A 26,392-nucleotide genomic window follows, 5' to 3' on the forward strand; every position below is an offset into this window, starting at 1 on the left:
GCTTAGCGCTCCGTGGTCTTGCGGATTTCTTTTTCATCCATCCACTCGGCCAGGCCGCTTTCCACGTCCACCAGTTGCAGGCTGAACTTGTAGAACACGTCCTTGTAGTCCGAGCTGCGCTTGACGATGGAGCTGATGGAACCTTCCAGGCGGTACTTGGCGGCGACCATGTTGCCGGTCTTGCTCACCGTGGACTTCTTGTACAGGCCGCTCTGGTTCTGCAGCTTGAGCTGGTCGACCTGGCTTTGCATGTCGGTGTTGTCGCTGGCGAAGCGTGCGGTGCCGGTCTTCATCAGCTGGGTCTTGATCGACGTGGTGATCTCGCGGGTGTCGATGTACTCGCTGGTCTTGTTCTTCACGTCATACACCTGCACCACCGGGCGGCCTTGCAGGATGCCGGACTGGGCGAGGGAGCGGGTCATGGTTTCGGCGATCATCTGCAGGTCGGTGGAGCCGAACTCGTTGGTCACGGTTTCCACGGCCTTGGTGTCGCCGTAGCTGATGTTCTTGCTGCCCAGCACCGGCGAGGTGTTGGAGCAACCGCTGGCCAGGACGGCAACCACGGCGAGGATCGAGAAGCGTGCAAACATGGGGGAATCTCTCCAGAGCTGAATAGGGGCGGGCGTCAAGGCGTCTTCACTTCAAGGCGGAAGTCCGCCGCTTGAGGCAAGTTGGCAATGGCCGGCAGGAAGGTCGCCTGGTTGGCGTACAGGTTCAGCACTTTCCAGGTGTCTTCGTCGCCCACCGGGAAGCCGTCGGCCCCCAGCCAGGCGAAGCGGTAATACATCGTCTGGTTGCTGCTGGTGATGTTGCTCAGCTGCACCTTGGCGGTGAGGAAGCCGTTCTCGCGCGCCACGCGGATGGCGCCGACGGCGATGCCCTTGAACTTGCCCATCACCACGATTTTGCTCGCCGCGCTGCCAGGTTCCGGTGGCGGCGGGGTGGCGCAGCCGGCCAGCAGGACCAGCGCCAGGGCGCCGAGGATGAAATGACGCATAACGTGCTCCTTAAGGTTGTTTGAGGGCGATGGCCTGGGTGGTCAGGCTCGGCACCACGTGGGCCGCAAGGCCGCTGGCGAACACCTGGTTGCCGACCACGCGCAGGGTGATCACTTGGTAGCGCTGGTCGGCCTTGACCGTCACCCGCGTGCCGCCCAGGGCGTTGGGCAGGCTGACCTGGTGCTCACCGTGCTTGAGGCGCAGGCGTGTGACTTGTGTCAGGTCCGGCAGGGTGCGCCAGGTGCGTGTGTCGGCGCCTTCGGTGACGGCCGAGGCGATGCCCAGCACCAGCCCGGCCATGGGGTTGGTCTTGTTCAGGTTGTTTTGCGTCACGCCACGGGTCACCGCGCGTACGGTGGTGCGCAGGATGATCCCCGGCATGTCATCGCGCAGGGCGCGGCGCGACATGGCGGTGGTGCTGTTGAGTGCGGTGAGGTTCTGTTGCTGGCCATCGACGCCGATCTGCGCGAAGTGCGCGGTGGAGGTGTCGGCCTTGATCACCGGGAACGACAGCGGGGTGATCACCAGATGGCCGTCGATCGGGATCGGCAGCGGCAGGCGGATCGAATCACGCGCCGGCGCCAGGCCGCTCTGCACCACGATCAGCACCTCGGTTTCGTCGGCGCCGAGGCTGCTTTTGTCGAGGTCGAGCAGGGCTTGTTCCAGCAGCGGCGTGTTCGGGCGCAACTCGGCGGCCTTGCGATAGCCGGGGGCGGCCAGGTCTTTTTCGCCGAGGGCTTCGTAGACGAAACCGGCGAGGTAATGGCTGAACGCACTTTGGTAGCTGTTCTTCAGGCCGACCACTTCCGGCGCGTCCAGGGCTTCCACGGGGTAGCCACGCAGGTCCTTGAACTGAGTCGTCACGCCTTGGCGTTCGGCTTCGTTCTCGCGCTTGAGGTATTCCTTGTCGCGCAGGTCGGCGATCACTGCTTCGCGTTCGTGGGTTTTCTTGATCTCGGTGCGGGCGCCGTCGAAGTCGTTCAGGGCCAGCAGGTTCAGGGCCATCTGCGTGGTCAGCATGACTTTTTCGTAGTCGTAGCCTTCGTAGCGACGCACCTTGTCATTGGCGAGGAAACTGCCGAACTGGGCGAGGTAGCGTTCACTGTCGAACTTGACCGACTCTTCCCACTTGTAGACTTGCAGGTCGGCGCTGCGCCAGGCGGTCTGGCTGCCGCTCAGGTCGCCCTTGGCCCGCAGCAATTCGCCCTTTTCGAAGAAATACAGCAGGTCCTTGTCTTCGCCGCTGTTGTTTTTCTCCAGCAGGGTCAGTGCGCCCTCGACATTGCCGCTGACCAACTGCTGGTTGGTGGCTTGCAGCTCGGTGTCGTAGCTGCGAAACATCGAGCAACCCGACAGCAAGGTGACCGCCGCGAGCGCAAGCGGGGTAACGGCGCGAAATGCCATGCAGACTTCTTCCCTGAACGTAACCAGCTGATGTGCCAATTCCTCATTAAAAAGAGGAAATAAAGACCCTTTCGCGATAACAGGGCGCGGCATTATAGGCGCCGTTGCTGGCAAAACAATGGCTTTTTGCCTGGGGAAGAGAGGGGAACGCCATCACGGATCTGACGCTATTCCCTGCGTCAAATCACTAACGCCTTGAGTCAAAGCGCTTAACGTTAAACAATATGTTACTTCGTATTTCCCTTTGAGATTCATTCATGACTGCCCCCTTCCGTTTTCTCGCCTGGCTGCTGCTGCCGGCGTTGATGTCGTGCAGCTTCCACGTGCTGGCCGCGACGACCGAGGGCGCGCCGCAAGCCCTGCATTTGTTGGACTACATTGGCGCCGACTACCCGCCGACGGTGGAGGCGGGCAAGGTTGTCGATGATTCCGAATACCGCGAGCAGCTGGAATTTCTTGGGGTGTTGCAGGGGTTGGTGGCGGATTTGCCAGCCAGGCCCGAGCGCGCCGAGTTGATCAGCGGCGTCGATGAGTTGCTGGCAGCGGTCAAGGCCCATGCGGAGGGCGCGACTGTCGCCCGCCAGGCCCGGCAGTTGGGCGCCAAGCTGGCGGTGGCTTATGAAGTCAGCCAGGCCCCGGCGATCACCCCCGACCCTGTGCGTGGCGCGCCGCTCTACGCCCAGCAGTGCTCGGTGTGCCACGGCGCGGCCGGCGCCGGCGATGGTCCCGCGGGCACCGGCATGACGCCGCCGCCCGCCAACCTGACGGATGCCACGCGCCTGGATCGCCTGAGCCTTTATGCGATCTACAACACCCTCGGCCTGGGCGTCGAAGGCACCGACATGCCGTCCTTCGCCGACCAACTGGACGACCGTCAGCGCTGGGACCTGGCCACCTACATCGCCGGCTTCACCGCCGACCCGGCGGCGGCCAAGAGCGAGCAACCGTTCAACCTCGCCGACCTGGCCCGCCAGACCCCGAATGAAGTGCTGGCGGCCAGCGGCCCGGCCGCCGCCGCGACGTTCCGCGCCCAGCGCGCGCAACCGCCGCAGGTCAAGCGTGGCCCGGCGCAATTGCTCGACTACACCGCGAGCACCTTGGACAAGAGCCTCGCCGCGTTCCGCAACGGCGATCACGAGCAAGCCTACGACTTGTCCGTCGCCGCCTACCTGGAAGGCTTCGAGCTGGTGGAAAGCTCGCTGGATAACGTCGACGCCAACGTGCGCAAGGACACCGAGAAAGCCCTGATGGCCTATCGGCAATCGTTGCAGGACGGGCTGCCGATCGAGCAAGTGCAGCAGCGCCTGGACGTGGCCAAAGGCAAACTGACTGAATCCGCCGGTTTGCTGGGCAGCGATGGCCTGAGCTGGTCGCTGAGTTACATCTCCGGTTTGCTGATCCTGCTGCGCGAAGGCCTGGAAGCGATCCTGGTGTTGGCGGCGATCCTCGCGTTCCTGCGCAACACCGGCCAGCAGTCGGCGGTGCGCAGCGTCAACGTCGGCTGGGGCTTGGCGCTGCTGGCGGGCTTGGCCACCTGGGCGCTGGCGGCGTATGTGATTGACGTCAGCGGCGCCCAGCGTGAGCTGCTGGAAGGCTGCACGGCGCTGTTTGCCAGCGTGATGGTGCTGTGGCTCGGCGTGTGGATGCACGACCGCCGCCATGCGGCTGCGTGGCAGGACTACATCAAGAGCAGCCTGGTGGGCGGTGGCGGGCGTTTCGGCTTTGCGATGCTGGCGTTCTTCTCGGTGTACCGCGAGCTGTTCGAAGTGATCCTGTTCTACGAAACCCTGTGGCTGCAAGCCGGCCCTGCCGGGCACAACGCGGTATTGGCGGGCGGCGCCACGGCGCTGGTGCTGTTGATGGGGTTGGCGTGGGTGATCCTGCGGGGTTCGGCGAAGCTGCCGTTGGCGCTGTTCTTCGGCATCAATGCGGCGCTGTTGTGCGCGTTGTCGGTGGTGTTTGCCGGGCATGGCGTCAAGGCGTTGCAGGAAGCCGGGATCTTCGGCACACGGCCGGTGGCGTTCTTTGACTTTGATTGGCTGGGGATTCATGCCGATGCGTACTCGTTGAGTGCGCAGGCGGTGGCGATCCTGGCGATTGTGGTGTTGTATGGCCGTAGTCGGTTGGCCGAGAAGCGTCGCGCCACTGCTTAAGTCTTGAGTGGGCACAGTCAGTGTGGGAGCGGGCTCTTGTGGCGAGGGAGCTTGCTCCCGCTGGGGGGCGAAGCGCCCCCAAAAGCTGGCGGCTGCTGCGCAGCCGAGCGGGAGCAAGCTCCCTCGCCACAGCAAGCCCCACATTGGATTTGAGGAAAATAGCTATGCGCGTATGGATCGATGCCGACGCCTGCCCTCGGGCAGCCAAGGACCAAGTGGTGAAGTTCGCCCTCAAGCGCCAGTTCGAAGTGGTGCTGGTGGCCGGGCAGAGCCAGATCAAGCCGAGCTTTTCATGCGTAAAGCTGATCGTGGTGCCCAGCGGCCCGGATGCAGCGGATGACTACCTGGTTGAGCACGCCGTGCCCGGCGAGTTGGTGATCTGCAGCGATGTGCCGCTGGCCGATCGCCTGGTGAAGAAGGGCGTTACGGCACTCGACCCACGGGGCAAGGAGTTCAGCCCGGCGAACATGAGCGAACGCCTGGCGGTGCGCAACCTGTTCACCGACCTGCGCGAACAGGGCCAGATGGGCGGCGGGCCACCGCCCCATGGCGAGAAGGACAAGCAGGCGTTTGCCAATGCCCTGGACCGGATCCTCACGCGCTTGATGCGAGAAGCCTGATTCTGTGGCCAGGGAGCTTTTGTGGCGAGGGAGCTTGCTCCCGCTGGAGTGCGAAGCGCTCCCAAGCTTTTGGGGCCGCTACGCAGCCCAGCGGGAGCAAGCTCCCTCGCCACATAAGTTCCCTCACCAGCATGGGTATTCAGTCGTTCTCGTGCGTCAGCTCCAGCACCCGATCCACCAGTTTGTTGATGCCTGACGCCACCTCGCTGATGCTCTTGCCCACCATATAGGCTGGCGTGCTCACCAGCTTGCGCGCCTTGTCTTCAACGATATCGTCCACCGCACATTCCTGGTGGTTGGCGCCCATCTTGTCCAGCGCGGCGGCGGTGTCCGGGCAGTTGCCGATGGTGCAGGTCACGCCCGGGCCGTAGATCTTCGCGGCCAGGGCCGGTGAGATGCAGATCAGCCCCACCGGCTTGCCCGCTTCGGCAAAGGCCTCGGCCAGCGCCAAGACCTGCGGGTTGACGCTGCACCCCGCGCCCGCCACGGCAAAGTTCGACAGGTTCTTCGCCGCCCCAAACCCGCCCGGCACGATCAGCGCGTCGAAGTCGTCGGCGTTGGCTTCGCCAATATCCTTCACCTCGCCACGGGCGATGCGCGCCGACTCCACCAGCACATTGCGCGACTCGGGCATCTCTTCGCCGGTGAGGTGGTTGATCACGTGCAGTTGCGCGATATTGGGGGCAAAACATTGGACCTGAGCGCCGCGCTGGTCCAGGCGCAGCAGGGTGATCACACTTTCGTGGACCTCGGCGCCGTCGTACACGCCACAGCCGGAAAGGATCACTGCAATCTTTTTGCTCATGGGCATTTCTCCTGGGTTCATGGCGTTAAATGTCTACTAATTTGTCACCTGTTGCCAATGGGCTCTTGCGCCGCTACACCTACTCTAGATGTAACAAAAATAGACCGGACTAGCCCATGGACTTCGTGCCTTACGCGGTACCGTTTTTCATCGCCTTGATCGTGGTGGAGCTGCTCGCCGACCGTTGGCGTGGCGAGCGCAACTATCGGGTAGCGGATGCCATCAACAGCCTCAGCACCGGTGTGCTGTCCACCACCACGGGGCTGTTGACCAAGGGCGTGGGGCTGTTGACCTACGCCTTCGCCCTCAAGCACCTGGCGCTGTTTGACTTGCCGGCCCAGAACCCTTGGACCTGGGTGTTCGCCTTTGTCTTCTACGACTTCTGCTACTACTGGCTGCACCGCATGGGGCACGAGCGCAATATCCTCTGGGCCGCGCACTCGGTGCATCACCAGAGCGAGGACTACAACCTCAGCACCGCCCTGCGCCAGACCAGCACCGGCTTCCTGCTGAGCTGGATCTTCTACCTGCCGCTGGCCGTGGTCGGCGTGCCGTTGGTGGTGTTTATCAGCGTGGCGTCCCTTAACCTGCTGTATCAATTCTGGGTGCACACGCGCCATGTGCCGAAGCTGGGCTGGTACGAGTGGTTCTTCGTCACGCCGTCCAACCATCGCGCGCACCATGCACAGAACGCTCTCTACATGGATCGCAACTACGGCGGGGTGTTCATTATTTGGGACCGGTTGTTCGGCACCTTCCAGGAGGAAGACGACAACGAACCGGTGATTTTCGGCGTGACCACGCCCCTGGCCAGTTGGAACCCGCTGTGGGCCAACCTGCAGTTTTATGCACAGTTATGGAGTGACGCGCGGCGCACCGAGCGTTGGTGGGACAAGCTGCGCATCTGGTTCATGCGCACCGGTTGGCGCCCGGCGGATGTGAAGGCCAAATACCCGTTGGCCAAGCACGACTTGAGTCAGTTCCGTAAATTCGAGGTAGCGCTGGATGTGCGCCAACAGGTGTACATCGCCCTGCAATTTGCCGCGTATGTGGGCTTTGGCAGCTACCTGATGAATTTCGGCGAGGGCTTGCCCACGGCCGCGCTGATCCTGGGTTGGAGTGCGATGGCGCTGGGCTTGTTTACCCTGGGCGTGGCCCTGGAGAACCGCCCGTGGGCGCTGAAGGCCGAACTGGCGCGGTTGGTGCTGAACGCACCGCTGGTGTGGCTGGCGCCGCAGGTGGGGCTGTGGCCGGCCAGCAACCTGGGCTGGCTGGGCCTGCTGAGCTACAGCCTGCTCAGCGTGATCGGCCTCTACTGTTGCAGAAGCCGGCTTACTCGACTGGCGTCTTAGTCGTTTCGACCGGTGCCGGCTCGGCGGCGAGCCGGGCCTTGGCGTCGGCACACGCCTCGCGGGCGATGCGCGCGTTCTTGATGCGGCGGCGCAGCCACAGGCCGAAGCCCAGGACCAGCAAGGCGCCTAGCACCCACAGCTCGTATTTTTTGACGCTGCCCAGCATGCCTTCCAGCACTGCGCCGAAGTGGTAAGCGGCCGCGCCCAGTGCAGCCGCCCAGATCGCTGCGCCAATCCCATTGAGAATCAGGTAGCGCAAGGGTGGATAGCCGGACAGGCCAATCGCTACCGGCATGACCGTGCGCAATCCGTAAACAAAGCGGAAGCTCAACACCCAGAGATCCGGGTGCTTGCGGATATGCCCCAGGGCCTTGTCGCCCATCAATTGCCAGCGGGGCTTGCGGGCCAACAATTTGCGCCCGTGTTTGCGGCCCATGTAATACCAAAGCTGGTCGCCGGCGTAGCTGCCAAAAAAGGCAACGACCACCACCAGGTTGATATCCATGTACCCACGGAACGCCAGGAAGCCTGCGAGAACCAGGATGGTCTCGCCTTCAAAGAAGGTGCCCAGGAAGAGCGCAAAGTAGCCGAAGTCATGCAGAAATTGTTGAAGCATGGTCTGGGGGTGCTGGCGAAATGAACGCGCAGCCTACGCCTTCGTGAACATTCGTGAAAGTATCGAGATGTGTCACGAAGTGAACAATTCCTACATAAACTGCGAATGCGGCTACAGGTCGCACCGATAAGCACAACTGTCATTCATTCGTCATAATGCCCGCTTATAACTGCAACGCTCGCCCGTAAACGCGGGCTCAGGAGTCTGTCGTGAGCTTTACCCCTGCCAATCGCCTGTTCCCCGCTACCCGTCTGCGTCGCAATCGCCGTGATGATTTTTCTCGCCGCCTGGTCCGTGAAAACGTGCTGACGACGAATGATCTGATCCTGCCGGTGTTTGTGCTCGACGGTGAAAATCGCCGGGAAGCAGTGGCCTCGATGCCGGGTGTAGAGCGCTTGACCATCGATCAACTGCTGATCGAAGCGGCAGGCTGGGTCGAGTTGGGCATTCCGGCGCTGGCGCTGTTCCCGGTCACGCCGCCTGAACTCAAGTCCCTCGACGCCGCCGAAGCCTGGAACCCGGAGGGCATCGCCCAGCGCGCCACCCGCGCCCTGCGCGAGCGTTTCCCGGAGCTTGGCGTCATCACCGACGTTGCCCTTGATCCGTTCACCACCCACGGCCAGGATGGCATTCTGGACGAAGACGGCTATGTTCAGAACGACATCACCGTCGATGCGCTGGTCAAGCAAGCCTTGTCCCACGCGGCCGCAGGCGCCCAGGTGGTTGCACCGTCGGACATGATGGACGGCCGCATCCAGGCAATCCGCGAAGCCCTGGAACTGGCCGGCCACGTCAATGTGCGGATCATGGCCTACTCGGCCAAGTACGCCAGCGCCTATTACGGCCCGTTCCGCGATGCGGTGGGCTCGGCGCTGAACCTGGGCAAGGCCAACAAGGCTTCGTACCAGATGGACCCGGCCAACAGCCAGGAAGCCCTGCACGAAGTGGCGGCCGACCTCGCCGAGGGCGCCGACATGGTGATGGTCAAGCCCGGGATGCCGTACCTGGACATCCTTTACCGGGTCAAAGAGGAATTCAAAGTGCCGACCTTTGTCTATCAGGTCAGCGGTGAATACGCCATGCACATGGCCGCGATCCAGAATGGTTGGTTGAGTGAAGGGGTGATCCTTGAATCCCTGACTGCCTTTAAACGTGCCGGCGCTGATGGCATTCTGACTTACTTCGCCGCCCGCGCTGCCCAATTGCTTAGAGAGCAACAATAGCCCTCACAGGAACACTCGATGAATACCGAAGGACTCACAGAAGTTGCCGTAAAAGACGCTCACCCGGTGGTTGAAGCCGTCACCGAGACCCCGCCAGAGCTGGAGCCGGCACCGCCTGCCGTGGTGGCCGAAGTGCCAGCGCCGGCGCCGGTGGTCGCGGTGACCAACCTGGATGACAGCAGCCTGTACATCCATCGCGAGCTGTCGCAACTGCAATTCAATATCCGCGTGCTGGAACAGGCGCTGGATGAGTCCTACCCGTTGCTGGAACGGCTGAAGTTCCTGCTGATCTTCTCCAGCAACCTGGACGAGTTTTTCGAGATCCGCGTCGCCGGCCTCAAGAAGCAGATCACCTTCGCCCGTGAACAAGCCGGTGCCGACGGCCTGCAACCCCATCAAGCCCTGGCGCGCATCAGCGAGCTGGTACACGGCCATGTGGACCGCCAGTACGCGATCCTCAACGACATCCTGCTGCCGGAACTGGAAAAACATCAGGTCCGCTTCATCCGTCGCCGTCACTGGACCACCAAGATCAAGACCTGGGTGCGTCGTTACTTCCGCGACGAGATTTCGCCGATCATCACGCCGATCGGCCTCGACCCGACGCACCCGTTCCCGTTGCTGGTGAACAAGAGCCTCAACTTTATCGTCGAGCTGGAAGGCATCGACGCCTTTGGCCGCGATTCCGGCCTGGCGATCATCCCGGCGCCGCGCTTGCTGCCACGGATCATCAAGGTACCGGAAGAGGTGGGGGGCGCTGGCGATAACTATGTATTCCTCTCGTCGATGATCCACGCCCACGCCGATGACCTGTTCCAGGGCATGAAGGTAAAAGGCTGCTACCAGTTCCGCCTGACCCGCAACGCCGACCTGGCGCTGGACTCCGAAGACGTCGAAGACTTGGCCCGCGCCCTGCGCGGCGAGCTGTTCTCGCGGCGCTACGGTGATGCGGTGCGCCTGGAAGTGGCGGATACCTGCCCGAAACACCTGTCGGACTACTTGCTCAAGCAGTTCAACCTGGCGGAGTCCGAGCTGTATCAAGTCAACGGCCCGGTGAACCTGACGCGCCTGTTCAGCATCACCGGCCTGGATAGCCACCCGGAGCTGCAATACACGCCGTTCACCCCGCAGATCCCGAAACTGCTGCAAAACAGCGAGAACATCTTCAGCGTGGTGAGCAAGCAGGACATCCTGCTGCTGCACCCATTCGAGTCCTTCACCCCGGTGGTCGACCTGCTGCGCCAGGCCGCCAAGGACCCGCACGTATTGGCCGTACGCCAGACCCTGTACCGCTCCGGCGCCAACTCGGAAATCGTCGATGCGTTGGTGGATGCCGCGCGTAACGGCAAGGAAGTCACCGCCGTAATCGAACTGCGTGCGCGCTTCGACGAAGAATCCAACCTGCAACTGGCCAGCCGCCTGCAAGCGGCGGGCGCGGTGGTGATCTACGGCGTGGTCGGCTTCAAGACCCACGCCAAGATGATGCTGATCCTGCGCCGCGAAGCCGGTGAGATCGTGCGCTACGCCCACTTGGGCACCGGCAACTACCACGCCGGCAACGCCAAGCTCTACACCGACTACAGCCTGCTGACCTCCGACGACGCCTTGTGCGAAGACGTCGGCAAGTTGTTCAGCCAGTTGATCGGCATGGGCAAGACCCTGCGCATGAAGAAGCTGCTGCACGCGCCGTTCACCCTCAAGAAGGGCATGCTCGACATGATTGCCCGCGAGACCCAGTTCGCCCTCGACGGCAAACCGGCGCACATCATTGCCAAGTTCAACTCGCTGACCGATCCGAAGATCATCCGCGCGCTGTACAAGGCCAGCCAGTCCGGCGTGCGTATCGATCTGGTGGTGCGTGGCATGTGCTGCCTGCGCCCGGGCATTGTTGGCGTGTCGCACAATATCCATGTGCGCTCGATCATCGGCCGCTTCCTGGAGCACACGCGGGTGTTCTACTTCCTCAATGGCGGCGAAGAGCAGATGTTCCTCTCCAGCGCCGACTGGATGGAGCGCAACCTCGATAAGCGTGTGGAGACGTGCTTCCCGGTGGAAGGCAAGAAGCTGATCATGCGCGTCAAGAAGGAGCTGGAAAGCTACCTCACCGACAACACCCACAGCTGGAGCCTGCAATCGGACGGCCGCTACGTGCGCAACACGCCAACCGGCAACCAGAACCCGCGCAGTGCGCAGGCGACGTTGTTGGAACGGTTGGGTAGCCCGATTCTCACTGTGAATTAATTCAGGCTTGCGCGGACCCCATGTGGGAGCGGGCTTGCCCGCGATAGCGGTAGGTCAGTCAAAGATGCATTGACTGATACTCCGTCATCGCGGGCAAGCCCGCTCCCACATTTGTTCGTCTGTGTGCTTTAGAACAGGTCAGCGCACGTTCAGGGTGAACCCAACCCGCGTCAGCCAATCCGCTTCCTGGGCAAAATCCGCCTGGGTCAGTTGGTTCTCATCCAGCCAGCCTTTGGGGAACACCACGTCCAGGCTATCGCCGTTGGCGCGCAGGGTGACCTGAGGCATTTCCTGGGTGCCACGGATGTGGTGGAACAGGATCGCAAAGCGCAGCAGCACGCATAGGCGGATCAACTTGCTGCCTTCATCGCCGAACTCGGCAAACTTGTCCTTGGGGATATTGCGGCGATGGCCGCGCACCAGCAGAGCGAGCATTTGTTGGTCTTCGCGGGAGAAGCCGGCGAGGTCGGAGTGCTCGATCAGGTAGGCGCCGTGCTTGTGGTAATGGTAGTGAGCGATATCCAGGCCCACTTCATGCACCTTGGCCGCCCAGCCGAGCAGTTCGCGCCAGACGCCGTCTTCCAGGTCCCAGTCCTCGGCCACCTGGTCGAAGGCGTGCAGGGCCTTGCGCTCCACGCGGGCCGCTTGTTCCAGGTCGACGTGGTAACGCTCCATCAGCGAGCTGAGGGTGCGCTCGCGCACGTCTTCGTGGTGATGGCGGCCCAGCAGGTCGTAGAGCACGCCTTCGCGCAGGGCGCCGTCACAGTGGTCCATGCGTTGCAGTTCGAGGGCGTCGAAGATCGCTTCGAGAATCGCCAGGCCCGCCGGGAAAATGGTGCGACGGTCGGGCTTGATGCCGTCGAAGTCGATCTTCTCCGCATCACCCAGCTTGAACAGCTTGCGCTTGAGCCATGCCAGGCCTTCGGCGTTCACTTCGCCGGTGCCATGGCCGCCAGCCTTGAGGGCCAGGCCGATGGCGCGGATGGTGCCGGACGAGCCGATGGCTTCATCCCACGTCAGGCGGTGCAGGGCGTGCTCGATGCTCATGATCTCCAGCCGCGCCGCCGTATAGGCCTGGGCGTAGCGTGCCGGGGTGATCTTGCCGTCCTTGAAGTAGCGCTGGGTGTAGCTGACGCAGCCCATTTGCAGGCTTTCGCGCAGCAATGGCTCGAATCGTTGCCCGATGATGAACTCGGTACTGCCGCCGCCGATGTCGGCGACCAGGCGCTTGCCGGGGGTGTCGGCCAGGGTGTGGGACACGCCGAGGTAGATCAGGCGCGCTTCTTCACGGCCGGAGATGACTTCTACCGGGTGCCCGAGGATCTCCTCGGCGCGGCGGATGAATTCGCCACGGTTGCGCGCTTCGCGCAAGGCGTTGGTGCCGACGATGCGTACGGCGCCCAGGGGCATGCCGTTGATCAGTTGGGCAAACCGCTTGAGGCAATCGAGGCCGCGCTGCATGGATTCTTCATTGAGCTGGCGCTCGTCGTCGATCCCGGCTGCCAGCTGCACTTTCTCGCCGAGCCGCTCAAGGATGCGGATCTCACCGTTCTGGGCCTTGGCCACGACCATGTGAAAGCTGTTGGAGCCCAGGTCGATGGCGGCGATCAGGGACAGATTCTTGGCTTGGGATTGCGGCATGGTTTGGGGGTCTCGGTCGATAACTCAGCCATCGTGCCACGATCGACCGCTGGCGCCAACGCGTTGTGCTTCTCGAATTTTTCCGAGGCTGTCTGTGGGGTGTTCTTATGTGAATTGTAAGTGGGGTTTTTAAGTTGCTTCGGAATCAAGTCGTTGGTGTTGTAGGAACATTTAACTATGTAATTTCATGAAATTATTCCTGAATTGTCCTACGGACTAATTGGAGGAAGGTTATTTGTTGTTTTGTTCTGGACTACCTTGTTGTTGGGTTAATGGGGCTATTTAATTTTACGACTCCCACACTTATTGAAGTGTTGTCCGATTTTTTAAGTGGGGGCCAAGACTACAGACTGTCACTCGGCAATTTTGCCGTGGCGTTATTTATTTATGTTTTTGCATGTTCGAAGCAAAATAAATACGCCTGACAACTATTAGTGACAGGTCGAATATGAAAAAGATTGTTGGATTGACCCTTGGTATCGCTTGCCTGGCTGCAGCCCTTAATGCCCATGCCACTACCAGTGCCGAGCTGATTGTCCGGGGCACGATCAAGCCCGCAGCCTGCAACCTCAGCATGACCGGTGGCGGCATCATCAATTACGGCGATATCCCGTCGGGTCAGTTGCTCCCGACAGCCTTCAATCCGCTGACCGAGAGAACCACGCCCTTGACCGTCAGTTGCGGTAGCACCCCTGCCAAGTTCGGCCTGAAATTCGTTGACCTGCAGGCAGCCAGCAAGGTGCCGGGCATTCTCAGTGCGTTGGGTTCAGGCTACACCGAGGCGCACAACTACGGCTTGGGCATTGTCTCCGGCCGCAAGACCGGTGGCTTCTCGGTCACCCTCAGGGATCTCAAGTCGTCTGGCGCAACGCTGTATCCCATTGTGCGGGTAGGCACCGGTGCCTGGCAGACCAGTGATGGCAAGGTTGCTCAGTCCCCTAGTCAGCATTCGTGGCGCAGTGGTACGACCGCCGGGCCGGCCTCGGTCGCTCAGTTGACCGGGACTATCGCGGTCAGGGCGGTAATCAACAAAGCCCAGGACCTGGACCTGAGTCGTGACGTGACCCTTGATGGGCGGGCGACACTTGAACTGAGTTACATCTAAGCGACTGAAGTACAGCCGATCAGAAACTATTTGTTTCTTGTCGGCTGTTTTTATGTGGGCGCCTAGTTGTTGATGGTCAATTTAAGGGTCGTGGAGAATGCTGGGTGCGTAGACTTTCAGTAATAAATAATGTGCGGCTTTTGTGTGCGAGTTTGTATCTTGGGTTTTTTGGAAGTGCAGTGGCGGATGGCATGTTGCCGGAAACCACGGTGGTCGTGCTTTACGAGGAACAGGGCGAATCCACAATAAATATCAAGAATACCGATGCGGCGCCGGCGCTGCTTCATTCAGTCGTGCAGAACGTGCCCGAGGATGTGGAGCCGCTATTGATCGTGACGCCGCCCATTACGCGTGTGGAAGCGGGTGAAACCCAACTCGTGCGCTTCATCAGCACGTTAAAGGAGCCATTGAAGACTCAGCGGTTGAAGCGCGTGTCCTTTGAAGGTATCCCCCAGGCACGCACCGCTGGCGGTGCGACCATTGGTATCACCCTGCGTCAGAACTTACCGCTGATCCTGCACCCACAAGGCCTGCCTGTGCATCACACGCCCTGGGAATTGCTGACATGGCGGCGCTCAGGGGAGCGGCTTTCGGTGCACAACGACAGTGCGTATGTGGTGCGCCTGGCGTCGGAACTGCAATTGCTTCCGCAAAGGGCCGTAGCGGCGTTGCCACGCACTTACATATTGCCGGGGGAAAAGCTGGCAGTGACCGTGGAAGGGGGGTTGGGCGCTGTGAGCGAGGTCGAGATCCAGCCGGCGACGACCTATGGATTCTCGGCCGACAACTACCGCGCGCCGATCCATGCGGATGGGGGCTGAATGGCCCATGACAACTCTTTTGAACAGCAGGCCTGTGGCCTGGCCCCAACGTTCCACGCTGCTGATGGGATTTGCGACATTGTGGAGCTTGCCTGGCCTGGTTTCTGCGCTGGAACTGGGCGAAGGCTTCGACCTCGCGGCACTTACCACCCACGGTATTGACCCGAAGGTTTCCGACTACTTCCGCCATGCCGCGCGTTTTCGCGAAGGCGTGCATGTGGTCGGGCTGCGGGTCAATGGCAACCCGCTCGGGTTGGTGGACGCGCGTTTCGATGCACAAGGCCAATTGTGCTTTACCCCGGCGCTGCTGGAGAAAGCCGGGTTGGTCAAACCCGGCGCAATCGTTCGCGAGGGCGCCACGGCCGACCAGGCCTGCCATGATTTTCTCGGCGCCTTCCCGACGACAATGGTGCGGCTGCGGCCCGGCAGCGATGAGGTGACGCTGGTGGTGCCGACGCAGTCGCTGCTCACGCCGCAATGGGAGAGCGGGCAGTTTGCCCGGGGCGGGGCGGCGGCATTGTTCAACTATGACGTGCTGGGAGTCGACAGTCGTTCAGGTAATGAATCCAGCCGGTTCGTCTCGGCCTATACCGAGGCTGGTTTCAACCTCGGCGACTGGATCGTGCGCAGCCGGCAGTACTTTCTGTCTAACAACGGAGCGAGCAGTACCGAGCATCTGTATGCCTATGCGCAGCGGGATATAGCCGCGTTGCAATCGACTTTCCAGGTGGGCCAGCTCTCCAGTAACAACCCGCTGTTTGGTGGTATCCAGCTGTCTGGGGTGCAGTTTTCTCCCGATGGTCAATCGCGGGTGCCCGAGGGCAGCAACAATGCGGTGGTGGAAGGCCTGGCCCAGAGCCAGTCGCGGATCGAAGTACGCCAATCCGGCGTGTTGATCCACAGCACGCTGGTGCCCGAAGGTCCTTTCCGGTTGACGGGGTTGCCGTTGCTCAATGGCACCAGCGACCTGGAAGTCAGCGTGATCGATGTACGCGGTGCCAAGCGCAGCTTTGTGGTGCCGGCGGCTTCGTTCGCGGGGGCAGTGCCGGCGGCGCCGGGTTATTACTTCTCCCTTGGCAAGGTGCGTGAGGATAGCGTTGGGGAAGCACCATCGCCGGTTGTTGCCATGGGCAGTGGCACCTGGGGTTTGGGGCGTGATTCGTCTGCGGGCTTTGGCTTGTTGAGCACCGATGACTACTGGTCGGCCGGTGGCAGCCTGAGCAGCGTGTTTTTCCAGCGGGTGTCCGTGGGCGCGCGCCATAACCAATCCCGAGACAGCCGCAACGCCGTGTCCGGGGGGCGCAGCAGTGTTTCCGTGAGCAGCCCGGTGTCGGCCAGCGTCGATCTCAGTCTCAGCGCAACCACCCAATCCCGAGGGTACCGCGAGGTGCTTGAAGCGGGCCGTTCGTTCAAGGCCGGCGAGCTGGAGTCGCGTTTCAAAAACCAATATACGGCAGGCATCAGCTGGGTCGACCCCACGCTGGGTGCGTTTTCCGTGGGCTACAGCCACGGCGCGCAATTTGACGGGCGAGCGGCCGAGCATGTGTTCGCTTCGTGGAACAAATCGTTGCGCCACGCCGATGTTGCGTTGATCGCCGACTCGCAGGTGGGTGGTTCCCGGGCTCGCCGTGACGCCACACGTACTGGCAACCGGCGCGATGAAGCCCTGGACAATGACCTGTCCCTGCGCCTGCAGGTCAGCGTGCCCCTGGGCGGGGATCGTCGGGTGAACAGCTATGTCAGCCGCCGTGGCGACCAGTCCCGCGCCGGCACGGCACTCACTGAGCGGGTGAACCAGTATGTGAATTACGAAGTGGGTATCGAGCGCGACCTCAGTGACCGGGAACAGTCGATGCGTGGCCAGTTGGACCTGATGCCACGTTATACCCGGGTCGGCCTGGGGGTCAGCCGCGACCCGCTGGGCACCCGCTACAACGGGCAGTTGCAAGGCGGCGTGGTGGCCCACGGCGGCGGGGTGACCTTCTCGCCGTATACCGTGCAGGACACATTCGGCATCGCCTCGGTGGGGGATATCGGCGCCGCAACCCTCGACACCCCGCAAGGCCCGGTGTGGACCGACTTCAGCGGCCAGGCGGTTATCCCGGGTTTGCCGGCCTACACCAGCAGCCGCATCGCGGTGCAAACCCAGTCGTTGCCGCGCCACGTGGATTTGAAGAACGGCACCCGGGTGCTCAGTGCGGGTCGCGGGTCGGTGAATACCGTGGCCTTCGACGTGGTGAAAGTGCGCCGCGTGTTGCTCACCGCCACCGATGGGCAAGGCCGGCCGCTGCCCCAGGGCGCTGCGGTGTTCGGCGCGGACAATCGCTTCCTGACCAGCGTGGTGGGTGAAGGCATGATCTTTCTGAACGACGCCAGCGACGCGCAAAACCTGCGGGTTTCAATGCCGGACTCCTCCAGCTGCCTGCTTAACCTTGCCACCGAGGCCAAGCCTGACCATGACAAGTTCTACGAGACTGCATCGGCGGTGTGCCATGGCCGCTAAGTTGAAAGGCATGGGTGTTGTGCTGTGCTGCGCGCTGTTGCTGCCGCAGGTTGTGTTGGCGGAAAACTGCCGGTTGTCGGTGAGTCAGTCGCGCATCGATTATGGCGTTATCCGCCCGCTGGCATTGCTGCAAAGCCCCACCGTGGCGCTCGATACGCGCACGCTGCACTTGAACGTCGTGTGCGCAGAGCCTTCAGCGATGGCGTTGCGGTTCGTGGGTGCTGCCGAGGGGCAGGATTTTCGATTTGGTCAGCAGGGGCGTTTACGTTTGAGCCTCAAGCATGCGCGGGTGGATGGCCGCGCCGTTGAGTGGGTCGCGGCAGGTGACGCCGCCGGTGGGCGCCTGCTCCCGGGCCAGGCCCTGGTGGCGCGAGCGGCAGGTGTGCCAGTCACAGGCCGGCGCTTGACGGCCCAGGTCGATATCGATATCGACCTGCCCGCCGAGGCCTTGCAGGTGCGCAATCAAATGGTGCTGGAGGGACAGGGCAGTTTCGAACTGGTCAGCCCGGCTGCTCCGTAGAGCCGATGAAGTTGGCCAGCTCGGCGGTTTGCGGGTTGGCGAACAACACCTTGGGGTCACCCACTTCATGCACCTTGCCCTGGTGCATGAACACCAGCTTGTCGCCGACTTCCCGGGCGAAGCGCATTTCGTGGGTCACCATGATCAGGGTCATGCCATCCTTGGCCAATTGGCGCACCACACTGAGCACTTCATTGACCAGTTCCGGGTCGAGGGCCGAGGTGATTTCGTCGCACAGGAGCACCTTGGGTGACATGGCCAAGGCGCGGGCAATGGCGACACGTTGCTGCTGGCCGCCTGACAGGCGATCAGGGAACGCGTCGAACTTCTCCCCCAGCCCGACCCGCTCCAGCATCTGTTTGGCCAGTTGTGCCGCCTTGGCCTTGGGCACTTTTTGCACTACCTGCGGCGCCAGCATGACGTTTTCGCCCACCGTCAGGTGGGGGAACAGGTTGAATTGCTGGAACACCATGCCGACTTTCTGCCGCAGGCTGCGCAGGTCGGCGCGGGCGGCATCCAGGTATTCACCGTCGACTTCGATCACGCCGTCGTTGATGGATTCCAGGCCATTAAGGGTGCGCAGCAAGGTGGATTTGCCCGAGCCGCTGCGGCCGATGATCGCCACCACCTGGCCTTCTTCAACGGTCAGGTCGATGCCCTTGAGTACATGGTGATCGCCGTAATACTTATGCAGGGCGGAAATTCTAAGCAGAGGCATGCAGTCTCCTTTCCAGGTAGCGCGCACTGAGGGACAAGGGGTAGCAGAGCAAAAAGTAACCAAGGGCCACCAGGCCGTAGACCATAAAGGGCTCGAAGGTGGCGTTGGCGAGCATGCCGCCGGTCTTGGTCAGTTCGGTGAAGCCGATGATCGAGGTCACGGCGGTGCCTTTGACCACCTGCACCGAGAAACCCACGGTGGGCGCCACGGCAATGCGCAGGGCCTGGGGCAGGATCACGTAGCGCAGTTGTTCCAGCGGATTCAGCGCCAGGCTGGCCGAGGCTTCCCATTGCCCGTGGGCGATGGAGTCGACGCAGCCGCGCCAGATTTCGGCGAGGTAGGCGCTGGTGAACAGGGTCAGGGCAATCGCGGCGGCGAGCCACGGCGAAATATCCACACCGAGCAGGGCGATGCCGAAAAACACCAGGAACAGCTGCATCAACAACGGCGTGCCCTGGAACAGTTCGATATAGGTGCGCGCGAGGTTGCGCGCGAAGGCCTTGCGGCTGATGCGCATCGTCATCACCAGCAAGCCGATGACGCCGCCGCCGATAAACGCCACCAGCGACAGCAACAGCGTCCATTGCAGGCCGGTGAGCAGGTTGCGCACGATGTCCCAGAACGAAAAATCACTCATCGGCTATTCCTCATCACGAAGCGGCGGCCGATCCAGTTGAGCAACTGGCGAATCATCAACGCCATGCACAGGTACACCAGGGTAGTCAGGGCATAGGTTTCAAAGGCGCGGAAGTTGCGCGACTGGATAAAGTTGGCGGCGAAGCTCAGCTCTTCGGTGGCGATCTGCGAGCACACCGCCGAGCCGAGCATGACGATGATGATCTGGCTGCTCAGGGCCGGCCACACCTTGCCCAGCGCCGGCAGCAGCACCACATGGCGGAACGCTTCGAAGCGCGTCATCGCCAGCGCCGCCGCGGCTTCCAGTTGCCCGCGCGGGATGGCCTGGATGCCGGCGCGGATGATCTCGGTGGAGTAGGCGCCGAGGTTGATCACCATCGCCAGCACGGCGGCTTGCCACTCGGTAATCTTCAACCCCAGGGACGGCAGGCCGAAGAAGATGAAAAACAGCTGGACCAGGAACGGCGTGTTGCGGATCAACTCGACATACACCCCGAAGAACCAGGCGAACGGCTGGATCTTCCACGCCCGCACCATAGCGCCGACGGTGCCCAATGCGACGCCGAGGATGGCGCCGATGGCTGTCAGCTCAAGGGTGAACAGCGCGCCGCGCAACAGCAGATCGGTATTGGCCAGCACCGGCACAAAGTCAAATTGATACGCCATGAATCAGCTCCGCGTTCAGAGATCGGCAGGCAGGGGTTCTTTCAGCCATTGCAGCGCGTTCTTTTCCAGGCTGCCGTCGGCCTTGGCCGCGACGAGGATCTGGTTGACCTTCTCCAGCAGCGCCGGCTCGTTCTTGTTCACGCCCACGTACACCGGCGAGTCCTTGAGTTTCACTTTCAGCGCCGGCACGCGTTTCGGGCTACGTTCGCTGATCGCCACCATCACCACGTTGCCGCTGGCGATCAGGTCGACCTGGCCGGCAAGGTAGGCGGCGATGGTGGAGTTGTTGTCTTCGAAGCGCTTGATCGTGGCTTCCTTGGGTGCGACGGCGGTCAGCTCGATGTCTTCGATGGCGCCACGGGTCACGCTGATGGTCTTGCCCTTGAGGTCGTCGAGGCCGGTGATGGCCGCGTCAGGCGGGCCAAATACCGCCAGGTAGAACGGCGCGTAGGCCTTGGAGAAGTCGATGACCTTTTCCCGTTCGGCGTTTTTGCCCAGGCTGGAGATCACCAGGTCAACCTTGCCGGTGGTCAGGAAGGGAATGCGGTTGGTGCTGTTTACCGGCGTCAGTTCCAGCTTGACCTTGAGCTGCTCGGCCAACAGCTTGGCGGTGTCGATGTCCAGGCCGCGTGGCTTCATGTCCGGGCCGACCGAGCCGAAAGGCGGGAAGTCCTGAGGTACGGCGACCTTGAGGGTGCCACGGGCGACGATATCGTCCAGACCGTTGGCCTGGGCGGGTGCCTGGCCCAGCATCAGGCTGGCAAACAGGGCAGTGAGCAGGGCGCTGTAGCGCTTGGTCATGGCAACTCTCCGAAGGGCGAAGGAATTTTCTGGATTTGACTCATGCGGTGATTGCACAGCCCATGCCATGACGTGTGGGATTGGCTGGAACCCAGGGTTTTGTTGCGTTTCGGTGGTCTTACTGGTCTGAACAGTGGCCAAGCTTTTCGCACCCTTTTCGAGCGCCGCCAAAACCCTGCGAGCCCCTTTGGGGCGTGGCTTGCCGCCCGCTGCGAATAGCTTTACAACTAGCCACTCAGTTGACTGGAACCTTGAGTTTTTTATGAATTCCATCGCCCAAGCCGTACCGGAAGCGGCCCTGCAGGCCATCCGCAAACTGATCAAGGAGCAAGGCTTCGGGCCGGGCGATGCGTTGCCGTCCCAGCGCGATTTGGCGGTGCAGTTGGGCGTGAGCCGGGCGTCGTTGCGCGAGGCGCTGTCGTCGTTGAGTGCCTTGGGCGTGGTCAGCGTGCAGCCGGGCAAAGGCGTGTTTGTGCAGGCGGCCGAAGAGGCGCCGGGGTTTGCCTGGCCCTTTGCGGCGCAGGCCACGCCGTTGGATATCTTCCAGTTGCGCTACGCCCTTGAAGGTTTTGCGGCGGGGCTGGCGGCGGTGACGCTGAGCACGGCTGAGCTGGACAGCCTTGAGGACAATGTCGAGGCGATGCGCAAGGTGCTCAAGGCCGGTGATTTTGACGCGGCGGCACGGCTGGACTTCGACTTCCACCAACGCATCCTGCTGGCCAGCGGCAACCAGGCGATGGTGAGCATCCTCAGCGCCAGCGCCGAGGTGTTCCTGGAGAGCCAGAAGCTACCGTTCATCCGGCCGGAACGGGCCATGGAAACCTGGCAGGAGCACCGCAAGATCCTGCGCGCCCTGGCCCGGCGTGCCAGTGCCGCAGCGCAAAAAACCATGCAGGAGCACGTGCGCAATGCCGCGTTGCGCACCGGGATTGCCTTCGTCACGCCCGTAACGCCTTGAGTTGGGCTATACCGCTCATAGCAAGACTCAATCAGAGGCGGCTTCCTGAACGGTGGAAGGGCGGCTATGATGGGCCACGTTTTTTTTGCTTACAAACCGGAGACATCCATGAGCAGCGATCTTATCAAGCACGTCACCGACGCGTCCTTTGAGGCAGAAGTACTTAAGGCCCAAGGCCCGGTGCTGGTTGACTACTGGGCTGAATGGTGCGGCCCTTGCAAAATGATCGCTCCTGTTCTGGACGACATTGCAGGCACTTACCAAGGCAAACTGACCATTGCCAAACTGAACATCGACGACAACCAGGAAACCCCGGCCAAGCACGGCGTGCGTGGTATCCCGACGCTGATGCTGTTCAAGGACGGTGAAGTCGCAGCCACTAAAGTCGGCGCTCTGTCGAAGTCCCAGCTGCAAGCTTTCCTCGACGCGAACATCTAAACGTCGTCAAAAAAGCCCCGCAAATTGCGGGGCTTTTTCGTGAAACAGGGCTAGACGCTCCGAAACTCAGGTGGTACATTCGGCCCCGCACTGGTTTCTCCACTGCCCCCTGCATGCCGTCGCCGACGCACTCCTTTTCGATTAGTACGCGATCCTGTCGCCTTCTCTGCGGCGCGGCCTCATTAAGCCAAAAGCTTAATTTCCCCCCTCCATAAATGATTACGTCATTCCTATATGAATCTGACTGAACTCAAGCAAAAGCCGATTACCGACCTGCTCCAGCTGGCCGAAGAAATGGGCATAGAAAATATGGCCCGTTCGCGCAAGCAGGACGTGATTTTCTCCCTGCTGAAAAAGCACGCGAAAAGCGGCGAGGAAATCTCCGGTGATGGCGTGCTGGAGATTCTCCAGGACGGCTTCGGCTTCCTCCGCTCTGCTGACGCCTCCTATCTCGCCGGCCCAGACGATATCTACGTCTCGCCGAGCCAGATCCGTCGCTTCAACTTGCGCACCGGTGACACCATCGTTGGCAAGATCCGCCCTCCGAAGGAAGGCGAGCGTTATTTCGCCCTGCTCAAGGTCGACACGATCAACTTCGATCGTCCCGAGAACGCGAAGAACAAGATTCTCTTCGAGAACCTGACGCCGCTGTTCCCGACCGTGCGCATGAAGATGGAAGCCGGCAACGGTTCCACCGAAGACTTGACCGGTCGTGTGATCGACCTGTGTGCCCCGATCGGCAAGGGCCAGCGTGGCCTGATCGTCGCACCGCCGAAAGCCGGTAAGACCATCATGCTGCAGAACATTGCAGCGAACATCGCGCGTAACAACCCAGAAGTTCACCTGATCGTGCTGTTGATCGATGAGCGTCCGGAAGAAGTGACCGAAATGCAGCGCACCGTGCGCGGCGAAGTGGTTGCCTCGACGTTCGATGAGCCGCCAACCCGCCACGTGCAGGTTGCCGAAATGGTGATCGAGAAGGCCAAGCGCCTGGTCGAACACAAGAAAGACGTGGTGATCCTGCTCGACTCCATCACCCGTCTGGCCCGTGCCTACAACACCGTGATCCCGAGCTCCGGCAAGGTATTGACCGGTGGTGTCGATGCCCACGCCCTGGAGAAACCGAAACGTTTCTTCGGCGCCGCTCGGAACATCGAAGAAGGCGGCTCGCTGACCATTATCGCCACCGCACTGGTTGAAACCGGTTCGAAGATGGACGAAGTGATCTACGAAGAGTTCAAGGGTACCGGCAACATGGAACTGCCCTTGGACCGTCGCATCGCGGAAAAACGCGTGTTCCCGGCGATCAACATCAACCGTTCCGGCACCCGCCGCGAAGAGTTGCTGACCGCCGACGACGAACTGCAGCGCATGTGGATCCTGCGCAAGCTGCTGCACCCGATGGACGAAGTTGCCGCCATCGAGTTCCTGGTCGACAAGCTGAAAACCACCAAGACCAACGACGAGTTCTTCTTGTCGATGAAGCGTAAGTAATACCGCGTTTCAGGTCCGAAAGAATGGCGCCCTCAGGGGCGCCATTTTTTTTGCGCCCGCTTTTTCAGCGCCCGGCAGCCAAATGCCCCTCGGAGCAGGTAGGATGTACGCCTATTTTACGGGTGGCATGGTTAATGAAATTCAAGGATCTTCGGGATTTCGTGCAGCAACTTGAGCAGCGCGGAGAGTTGAAACGTATCCAGATGCCGGTGTCCCCGGTACTGGAAATGACTGAGATTTGCGACCGCACCCTGCGCAACAAGGGCCCGGCGCTGCTGTTCGAAAACCCGACCGGCTATGACATTCCGGTGCTCGGCAACCTGTTCGGCACGCCCGAGCGCGTAGCCTTTGGCATGGGCGCCGAATCGGTCAGCGAACTGCGCGAGATCGGCAAGCTGCTGGCCTTCCTCAAGGAGCCCGAGCCGCCCAAGGGTCTGAAGGATGCATGGTCGAAGCTGCCGATTTTCCGCAAGATCATTGCCATGGCGCCCAAGGTGGTCAAGGACGCGGTATGCCAGGAAGTGGTCATCGAAGGCGATGACGTCGACCTGGCCATGCTCCCGGTGCAGACCTGCTGGCCCGGCGACGTCGGCCCGCTGATCACCTGGGGCCTGACCGTCACCAAAGGCCCGAACAAGGACCGCCAGAACCTCGGTATCTACCGCCAGCAAGTGATCGGCCGCAACAAGGTGATCATGCGCTGGCTGAGCCACCGTGGCGGCGCGCTGGACTTCCGTGAGTGGTGCGAGAAGCACCCGGGCCAGCCGTTCCCGGTCTCCGTGGCCTTGGGCGCCGACCCGGCCACCATCCTCGGCGCCGTGACCCCGGTGCCCGACAGCCTGTCCGAATACGCCTTCGCCGGCCTGCTGCGCGGTAACCGCACCGAACTGGTGAAGTGCCGTGGCAACGACCTGCAAGTACCGGCCACCGCCGAAATCATCCTTGAAGGTGTGATTCACCCGGGCGAAATGGCCGATGAAGGCCCTTACGGCGACCACACCGGCTACTACAACGAAGTCGACAGCTTCCCGGTGTTCACCGTCGAGCGCATCACCCATCGGATCAAGCCGATCTACCACAGCACCTACACCGGCCGTCCGCCGGATGAGCCGGCGATCCTGGGCGTGGCGCTCAACGAAGTGTTCGTGCCGATCCTGCAAAAGCAATTCCCGGAAATCACCGACTTCTACCTGCCGCCCGAAGGCTGCTCGTACCGCATGGCCATCGTGACCATGAAGAAGTCGTACCCGGGCCATGCCAAGCGGGTAATGCTGGGTGTGTGGTCGTTTTTGCGACAGTTCATGTACACCAAGTTCGTTATCGTCACCGACGACGACATCAACGCCCGCGACTGGAACGACGTGATCTGGGCCATCACCACGCGCATGGACCCCAAGCGCGACACGGTGATGATCGACAACACGCCGATCGACTACCTCGACTTCGCCTCGCCGGTGTCGGGCCTGGGCTCGAAGATGGGCCTGGACGCCACCCACAAGTGGCCGGGTGAAACCACTCGCGAGTGGGGCCGGGTGATCGTCAAGGATGAAGCCGTCACGGCCCGTGTCGATGCCATGTGGAAAGAATTGGGAATAGATTGATGCGTGTAACCCTGCAACCTTCCGGCGCCATCCTGGAGCTGGTCCCAGGCGAGCGAATCCTCGAAGGCGCGCGGCGCCTGGGCTACGAATGCCCCCAGGCCTGTCGCAACGGCGTGTGCCACATATGCGCCGCGCTGCTGGTGGAAGGCCGGGTGCAGCAAGCCGGTGAGGTGCGCGACCACGGTGAGTTCTACACTTGCATTGCCGAGCCGCTGGAAGATTGCATCGTGCTGTGGGATGGCGTGCTGGCGCCGGGAGAGTTGCCGTTGCGCAAGTTGTCGTGCCAATTGAGGGAGTGCGTGGACGTCGGTGGCGACGTGTGGCGCGTGCGCCTGCGTGCGCCGGCCGGCAAGGCGGTGCGTTACCACGCCGGGCAATACCTGATGATCGAACGGGAGAATGGCGAGAAGTCGGCGTTCTCCCTGGCGTCGGCGCCCCACGGCGGGCGTGAGCTGGAACTGCATGTGCTGGCCCGCGAAGACAGTGCCCGCAGCCTGCTGGCGCAACTGCAGCGTGACCAGATGGCACGCATCGAGCTGCCTTTTGGCGACACCCACCTGGCCGAGTTGCCGGACGGGCCGCTGGTATTGATCGCCGCCGGCACCGGCATGGCGCAGATGCACAGCCTGATCGAACACTGCCGCGCCTCTGGCTTCAAGCACCCGGTGCATCTGTACTGGGGCGTGCGTCGCCCGGAAGATTTCTACGAGATCGAACACTGGGACCAGTGGCAGCAACTGCCCAACCTGTTCCTGCACAAGGTCGTCAGCGACCTATGCGGCTGGGAAGGGCGCTGCGGCTTGCTGCATGAAGCGGTATGCGAAGACATCAGCGACCTCAAGGCCGTGCACGTCTACGCCAGCGGTTCACCGGCGATGATCTACGGCACCTTGGATGCGTTGGTCGAGGCGGGGATGGATGCGCACCAGATGCGTGCCGACGTGTTTGCCTACGCCCCGCGCCCCTGAAGCCTTACGCTGAAACCCTGTGGGAGCTGGCTTGCCTGCGATAGCGGTGTGCCAGCCAGCCCATGTTTTCCTGACCCACCGCTATCGCAGGCAAGCCAGCTCCCACAGTG

24 protein-coding genes are annotated in these 26,392 nt (G+C 61.8%); 14 read left to right on the top strand and 10 right to left on the bottom strand.

The window, feature by feature from the left end; genetic code table 11:
• Positions 1 to 2: 2 nt before the first annotated feature.
• The 3 genes from lpoB to ACU688_RS17795 are packed head-to-tail and all read right to left on the bottom strand — an operon-like array spanning position 3 to position 2,402.
• Entirely contained in the window at positions 3 to 590 is a 588-nt protein-coding gene (gene lpoB, locus ACU688_RS17785) for a penicillin-binding protein activator LpoB (RefSeq protein ID WP_124526873.1), read from the bottom strand.
• A 35-nt stretch (positions 591 to 625) separates the two neighbouring features.
• Positions 626 to 997, bottom strand: coding sequence for a YcfL family putative periplasmic lipoprotein (locus ACU688_RS17790; protein WP_017530843.1), 372 nt, complete (start codon positions 995 to 997; stop codon positions 626 to 628).
• 10 nt (positions 998 to 1,007) lie between these two features.
• Positions 1,008 to 2,402: a COG3014 family protein gene (locus ACU688_RS17795; RefSeq protein ID WP_448185788.1), complete on the bottom strand. Its 1,395-nt coding sequence runs from the start codon at positions 2,400 to 2,402 to the stop codon at positions 1,008 to 1,010.
• Between the two features lie 257 nt (positions 2,403 to 2,659).
• Between ACU688_RS17795 and ACU688_RS17800 the strand changes: the two genes are divergently transcribed.
• On the top strand, positions 2,660 to 4,555 hold the full coding sequence (locus ACU688_RS17800) for an FTR1 family protein (RefSeq protein WP_448185789.1): 1,896 nt from the start codon (positions 2,660 to 2,662) through the stop codon (positions 4,553 to 4,555).
• A gap of 164 nt (positions 4,556 to 4,719) precedes the next feature.
• Positions 4,720 to 5,175: a YaiI/YqxD family protein gene (locus ACU688_RS17805; RefSeq protein ID WP_448185790.1), complete on the top strand. Its 456-nt coding sequence runs from the start codon at positions 4,720 to 4,722 to the stop codon at positions 5,173 to 5,175.
• A 139-nt stretch (positions 5,176 to 5,314) separates the two neighbouring features.
• Here ACU688_RS17805 and elbB read toward each other — a convergent pair whose 3' ends face one another.
• Positions 5,315 to 5,980 carry an isoprenoid biosynthesis glyoxalase ElbB gene (elbB, locus tag ACU688_RS17810; protein WP_448185791.1) on the bottom strand — a complete coding sequence of 222 codons (666 nt, stop codon included), beginning with the start codon at positions 5,978 to 5,980 and terminating at the stop codon, positions 5,315 to 5,317.
• A 116-nt stretch (positions 5,981 to 6,096) separates the two neighbouring features.
• On the opposite strand from elbB, the gene ACU688_RS17815 reads away from it, so the two are divergent.
• Positions 6,097 to 7,332 carry a sterol desaturase family protein gene (locus ACU688_RS17815; protein WP_448185792.1) on the top strand — a complete coding sequence of 412 codons (1,236 nt, stop codon included), beginning with the start codon at positions 6,097 to 6,099 and terminating at the stop codon, positions 7,330 to 7,332.
• On the opposite strand, the gene ACU688_RS17820 is transcribed toward ACU688_RS17815, so the two are convergent.
• Positions 7,313 to 7,948: a DedA family protein gene (locus ACU688_RS17820; protein ID WP_124526867.1), complete on the bottom strand. Its 636-nt coding sequence runs from the start codon at positions 7,946 to 7,948 to the stop codon at positions 7,313 to 7,315. The two genes, ACU688_RS17815 and ACU688_RS17820, sit on opposite strands and share 20 nt — an antisense overlap.
• A 209-nt stretch (positions 7,949 to 8,157) precedes the next feature.
• Here ACU688_RS17820 and hemB point away from each other — a divergent pair, with 209 nt between their 5' ends.
• Together hemB and ppk1 are read left to right on the top strand one after the other, a co-directional pair.
• Positions 8,158 to 9,171: a porphobilinogen synthase gene (gene hemB, locus ACU688_RS17825; RefSeq protein WP_017736958.1), complete on the top strand. Its 1,014-nt coding sequence runs from the start codon at positions 8,158 to 8,160 to the stop codon at positions 9,169 to 9,171.
• 18 nt (positions 9,172 to 9,189) lie between these two features.
• On the top strand, positions 9,190 to 11,412 hold the full coding sequence (ppk1, locus tag ACU688_RS17830; RefSeq protein ID WP_448185793.1) for a polyphosphate kinase 1: 2,223 nt from the start codon (positions 9,190 to 9,192) through the stop codon (positions 11,410 to 11,412).
• Between the two features lie 138 nt (positions 11,413 to 11,550).
• Here the strand turns inward: ppk1 and ppx are convergent, their stop codons facing one another.
• Complete coding sequence (ppx, locus tag ACU688_RS17835; protein ID WP_177414061.1) at positions 11,551 to 13,053, bottom strand: exopolyphosphatase; 1,503 nt, start codon at positions 13,051 to 13,053, stop codon at positions 11,551 to 11,553.
• A gap of 448 nt (positions 13,054 to 13,501) precedes the next feature.
• Here ppx and ACU688_RS17840 point away from each other — a divergent pair, with 448 nt between their 5' ends.
• The 4 genes from ACU688_RS17840 (at position 13,502) to ACU688_RS17855 (ending at position 18,002) form a co-directional block, all read left to right on the top strand.
• A complete protein-coding gene (locus ACU688_RS17840) occupies positions 13,502 to 14,158 on the top strand; it encodes a DUF1120 domain-containing protein (RefSeq protein ID WP_448185794.1) in 657 nt (218 codons plus the stop codon).
• Positions 14,159 to 14,289: 131 nt separating this feature from the next.
• Positions 14,290 to 14,979: a fimbria/pilus chaperone family protein gene (locus tag ACU688_RS17845; protein WP_448186028.1), complete on the top strand. Its 690-nt coding sequence runs from the start codon at positions 14,290 to 14,292 to the stop codon at positions 14,977 to 14,979.
• A gap of 64 nt (positions 14,980 to 15,043) precedes the next feature.
• Positions 15,044 to 17,482, top strand: a complete 2,439-nt coding sequence (locus ACU688_RS17850; protein ID WP_448186029.1) for a fimbria/pilus outer membrane usher protein — start codon at positions 15,044 to 15,046, stop codon at positions 17,480 to 17,482.
• Positions 17,472 to 18,002 (top strand): DUF1120 domain-containing protein, encoded by a 531-nt coding sequence (locus tag ACU688_RS17855; RefSeq protein WP_448185795.1) that lies wholly within the window; start codon positions 17,472 to 17,474, stop codon positions 18,000 to 18,002. The genes ACU688_RS17850 and ACU688_RS17855 overlap by 11 nt, the downstream gene beginning before the upstream one ends.
• On the opposite strand, the gene ACU688_RS17860 is transcribed toward ACU688_RS17855, so the two are convergent.
• The 4 genes from ACU688_RS17860 to ACU688_RS17875 are packed head-to-tail and all read right to left on the bottom strand — an operon-like array spanning position 17,983 to position 20,823.
• On the bottom strand, positions 17,983 to 18,720 hold the full coding sequence (locus ACU688_RS17860; RefSeq protein ID WP_124526861.1) for an amino acid ABC transporter ATP-binding protein: 738 nt from the start codon (positions 18,718 to 18,720) through the stop codon (positions 17,983 to 17,985). The two genes, ACU688_RS17855 and ACU688_RS17860, sit on opposite strands and share 20 nt — an antisense overlap.
• A complete protein-coding gene (locus ACU688_RS17865) occupies positions 18,707 to 19,357 on the bottom strand; it encodes an amino acid ABC transporter permease (RefSeq protein ID WP_448185796.1) in 651 nt (216 codons plus the stop codon). The genes ACU688_RS17860 and ACU688_RS17865 overlap by 14 nt, the downstream gene beginning before the upstream one ends.
• A complete protein-coding gene (locus ACU688_RS17870; RefSeq protein WP_448185797.1) occupies positions 19,354 to 20,022 on the bottom strand; it encodes an amino acid ABC transporter permease in 669 nt (222 codons plus the stop codon). Before ACU688_RS17870 ends, ACU688_RS17865 begins: the two co-directional genes overlap by 4 nt.
• Positions 20,023 to 20,037: 15 nt before the next feature.
• Entirely contained in the window at positions 20,038 to 20,823 is a 786-nt protein-coding gene (locus ACU688_RS17875) for a transporter substrate-binding domain-containing protein (protein ID WP_448185798.1), read from the bottom strand.
• 262 nt (positions 20,824 to 21,085) lie between these two features.
• On the opposite strand from ACU688_RS17875, the gene ACU688_RS17880 reads away from it, so the two are divergent.
• The 5 genes from ACU688_RS17880 (at position 21,086) to ACU688_RS17900 (ending at position 26,282) form a co-directional block, all read left to right on the top strand.
• On the top strand, positions 21,086 to 21,781 hold the full coding sequence (locus ACU688_RS17880) for a FadR/GntR family transcriptional regulator (protein WP_448185799.1): 696 nt from the start codon (positions 21,086 to 21,088) through the stop codon (positions 21,779 to 21,781).
• 108 nt (positions 21,782 to 21,889) lie between these two features.
• Complete coding sequence (gene trxA, locus ACU688_RS17885) at positions 21,890 to 22,219, top strand: thioredoxin TrxA (RefSeq protein ID WP_448185800.1); 330 nt, start codon at positions 21,890 to 21,892, stop codon at positions 22,217 to 22,219.
• Between the two features lie 234 nt (positions 22,220 to 22,453).
• Positions 22,454 to 23,713: a transcription termination factor Rho gene (gene rho, locus ACU688_RS17890; protein WP_016973082.1), complete on the top strand. Its 1,260-nt coding sequence runs from the start codon at positions 22,454 to 22,456 to the stop codon at positions 23,711 to 23,713.
• Between the two features lie 134 nt (positions 23,714 to 23,847).
• The gene (ubiD, locus tag ACU688_RS17895; protein ID WP_017736945.1) at positions 23,848 to 25,314 is read left to right on the top strand and encodes a 4-hydroxy-3-polyprenylbenzoate decarboxylase; all 1,467 of its coding nucleotides are present in this window, start codon (positions 23,848 to 23,850) and stop codon (positions 25,312 to 25,314) included.
• A complete protein-coding gene (locus tag ACU688_RS17900) occupies positions 25,314 to 26,282 on the top strand; it encodes a CDP-6-deoxy-delta-3,4-glucoseen reductase (protein ID WP_448185801.1) in 969 nt (322 codons plus the stop codon). Before ubiD ends, ACU688_RS17900 begins: the two co-directional genes overlap by 1 nt.
• The last annotated feature ends 110 nt before the right edge of the window (positions 26,283 to 26,392 follow it).

The sequence above is a fragment of the Pseudomonas acericola (SeqCode) genome (assembly GCF_053456465.1).

Bases quoted from the DNA above. Each gene is read 5' to 3' on its own strand.
- ppx (WP_177414061.1), bottom strand. From the start codon at position 13,053: ATGCCGCAATCCCAAGCCAAGAATCTGTCCCTGATCGCCGCCATCGAC.
- elbB (WP_448185791.1), bottom strand. From the start codon at position 5,980: ATGAGCAAAAAGATTGCAGTGATCCTTTCCGGCTGTGGCGTGTACGAC.
- ACU688_RS17805 (WP_448185790.1), top strand. From the start codon at position 4,720: ATGCGCGTATGGATCGATGCCGACGCCTGCCCTCGGGCAGCCAAGGAC.
- lpoB (WP_124526873.1), bottom strand. From the start codon at position 590: ATGTTTGCACGCTTCTCGATCCTCGCCGTGGTTGCCGTCCTGGCCAGC.
- ACU688_RS17880 (WP_448185799.1), top strand. From the start codon at position 21,086: ATGAATTCCATCGCCCAAGCCGTACCGGAAGCGGCCCTGCAGGCCATC.
- ACU688_RS17815 (WP_448185792.1), top strand. From the start codon at position 6,097: ATGGACTTCGTGCCTTACGCGGTACCGTTTTTCATCGCCTTGATCGTG.
- ppk1 (WP_448185793.1), top strand. From the start codon at position 9,190: ATGAATACCGAAGGACTCACAGAAGTTGCCGTAAAAGACGCTCACCCG.
- ACU688_RS17860 (WP_124526861.1), bottom strand. From the start codon at position 18,720: ATGCCTCTGCTTAGAATTTCCGCCCTGCATAAGTATTACGGCGATCAC.
- ACU688_RS17875 (WP_448185798.1), bottom strand. From the start codon at position 20,823: ATGACCAAGCGCTACAGCGCCCTGCTCACTGCCCTGTTTGCCAGCCTG.
- ACU688_RS17855 (WP_448185795.1), top strand. From the start codon at position 17,472: ATGGCCGCTAAGTTGAAAGGCATGGGTGTTGTGCTGTGCTGCGCGCTG.
- ACU688_RS17820 (WP_124526867.1), bottom strand. From the start codon at position 7,948: ATGCTTCAACAATTTCTGCATGACTTCGGCTACTTTGCGCTCTTCCTG.
- ACU688_RS17870 (WP_448185797.1), bottom strand. From the start codon at position 20,022: ATGGCGTATCAATTTGACTTTGTGCCGGTGCTGGCCAATACCGATCTG.
- ubiD (WP_017736945.1), top strand. From the start codon at position 23,848: ATGAAATTCAAGGATCTTCGGGATTTCGTGCAGCAACTTGAGCAGCGC.
- trxA (WP_448185800.1), top strand. From the start codon at position 21,890: ATGAGCAGCGATCTTATCAAGCACGTCACCGACGCGTCCTTTGAGGCA.
- ACU688_RS17795 (WP_448185788.1), bottom strand. From the start codon at position 2,402: ATGGCATTTCGCGCCGTTACCCCGCTTGCGCTCGCGGCGGTCACCTTG.
- rho (WP_016973082.1), top strand. From the start codon at position 22,454: ATGAATCTGACTGAACTCAAGCAAAAGCCGATTACCGACCTGCTCCAG.
- ACU688_RS17850 (WP_448186029.1), top strand. From the start codon at position 15,044: ATGGGATTTGCGACATTGTGGAGCTTGCCTGGCCTGGTTTCTGCGCTG.
- ACU688_RS17800 (WP_448185789.1), top strand. From the start codon at position 2,660: ATGACTGCCCCCTTCCGTTTTCTCGCCTGGCTGCTGCTGCCGGCGTTG.
- ACU688_RS17790 (WP_017530843.1), bottom strand. From the start codon at position 997: ATGCGTCATTTCATCCTCGGCGCCCTGGCGCTGGTCCTGCTGGCCGGC.
- ACU688_RS17865 (WP_448185796.1), bottom strand. From the start codon at position 19,357: ATGAGTGATTTTTCGTTCTGGGACATCGTGCGCAACCTGCTCACCGGC.
- ACU688_RS17840 (WP_448185794.1), top strand. From the start codon at position 13,502: ATGAAAAAGATTGTTGGATTGACCCTTGGTATCGCTTGCCTGGCTGCA.
- ACU688_RS17900 (WP_448185801.1), top strand. From the start codon at position 25,314: ATGCGTGTAACCCTGCAACCTTCCGGCGCCATCCTGGAGCTGGTCCCA.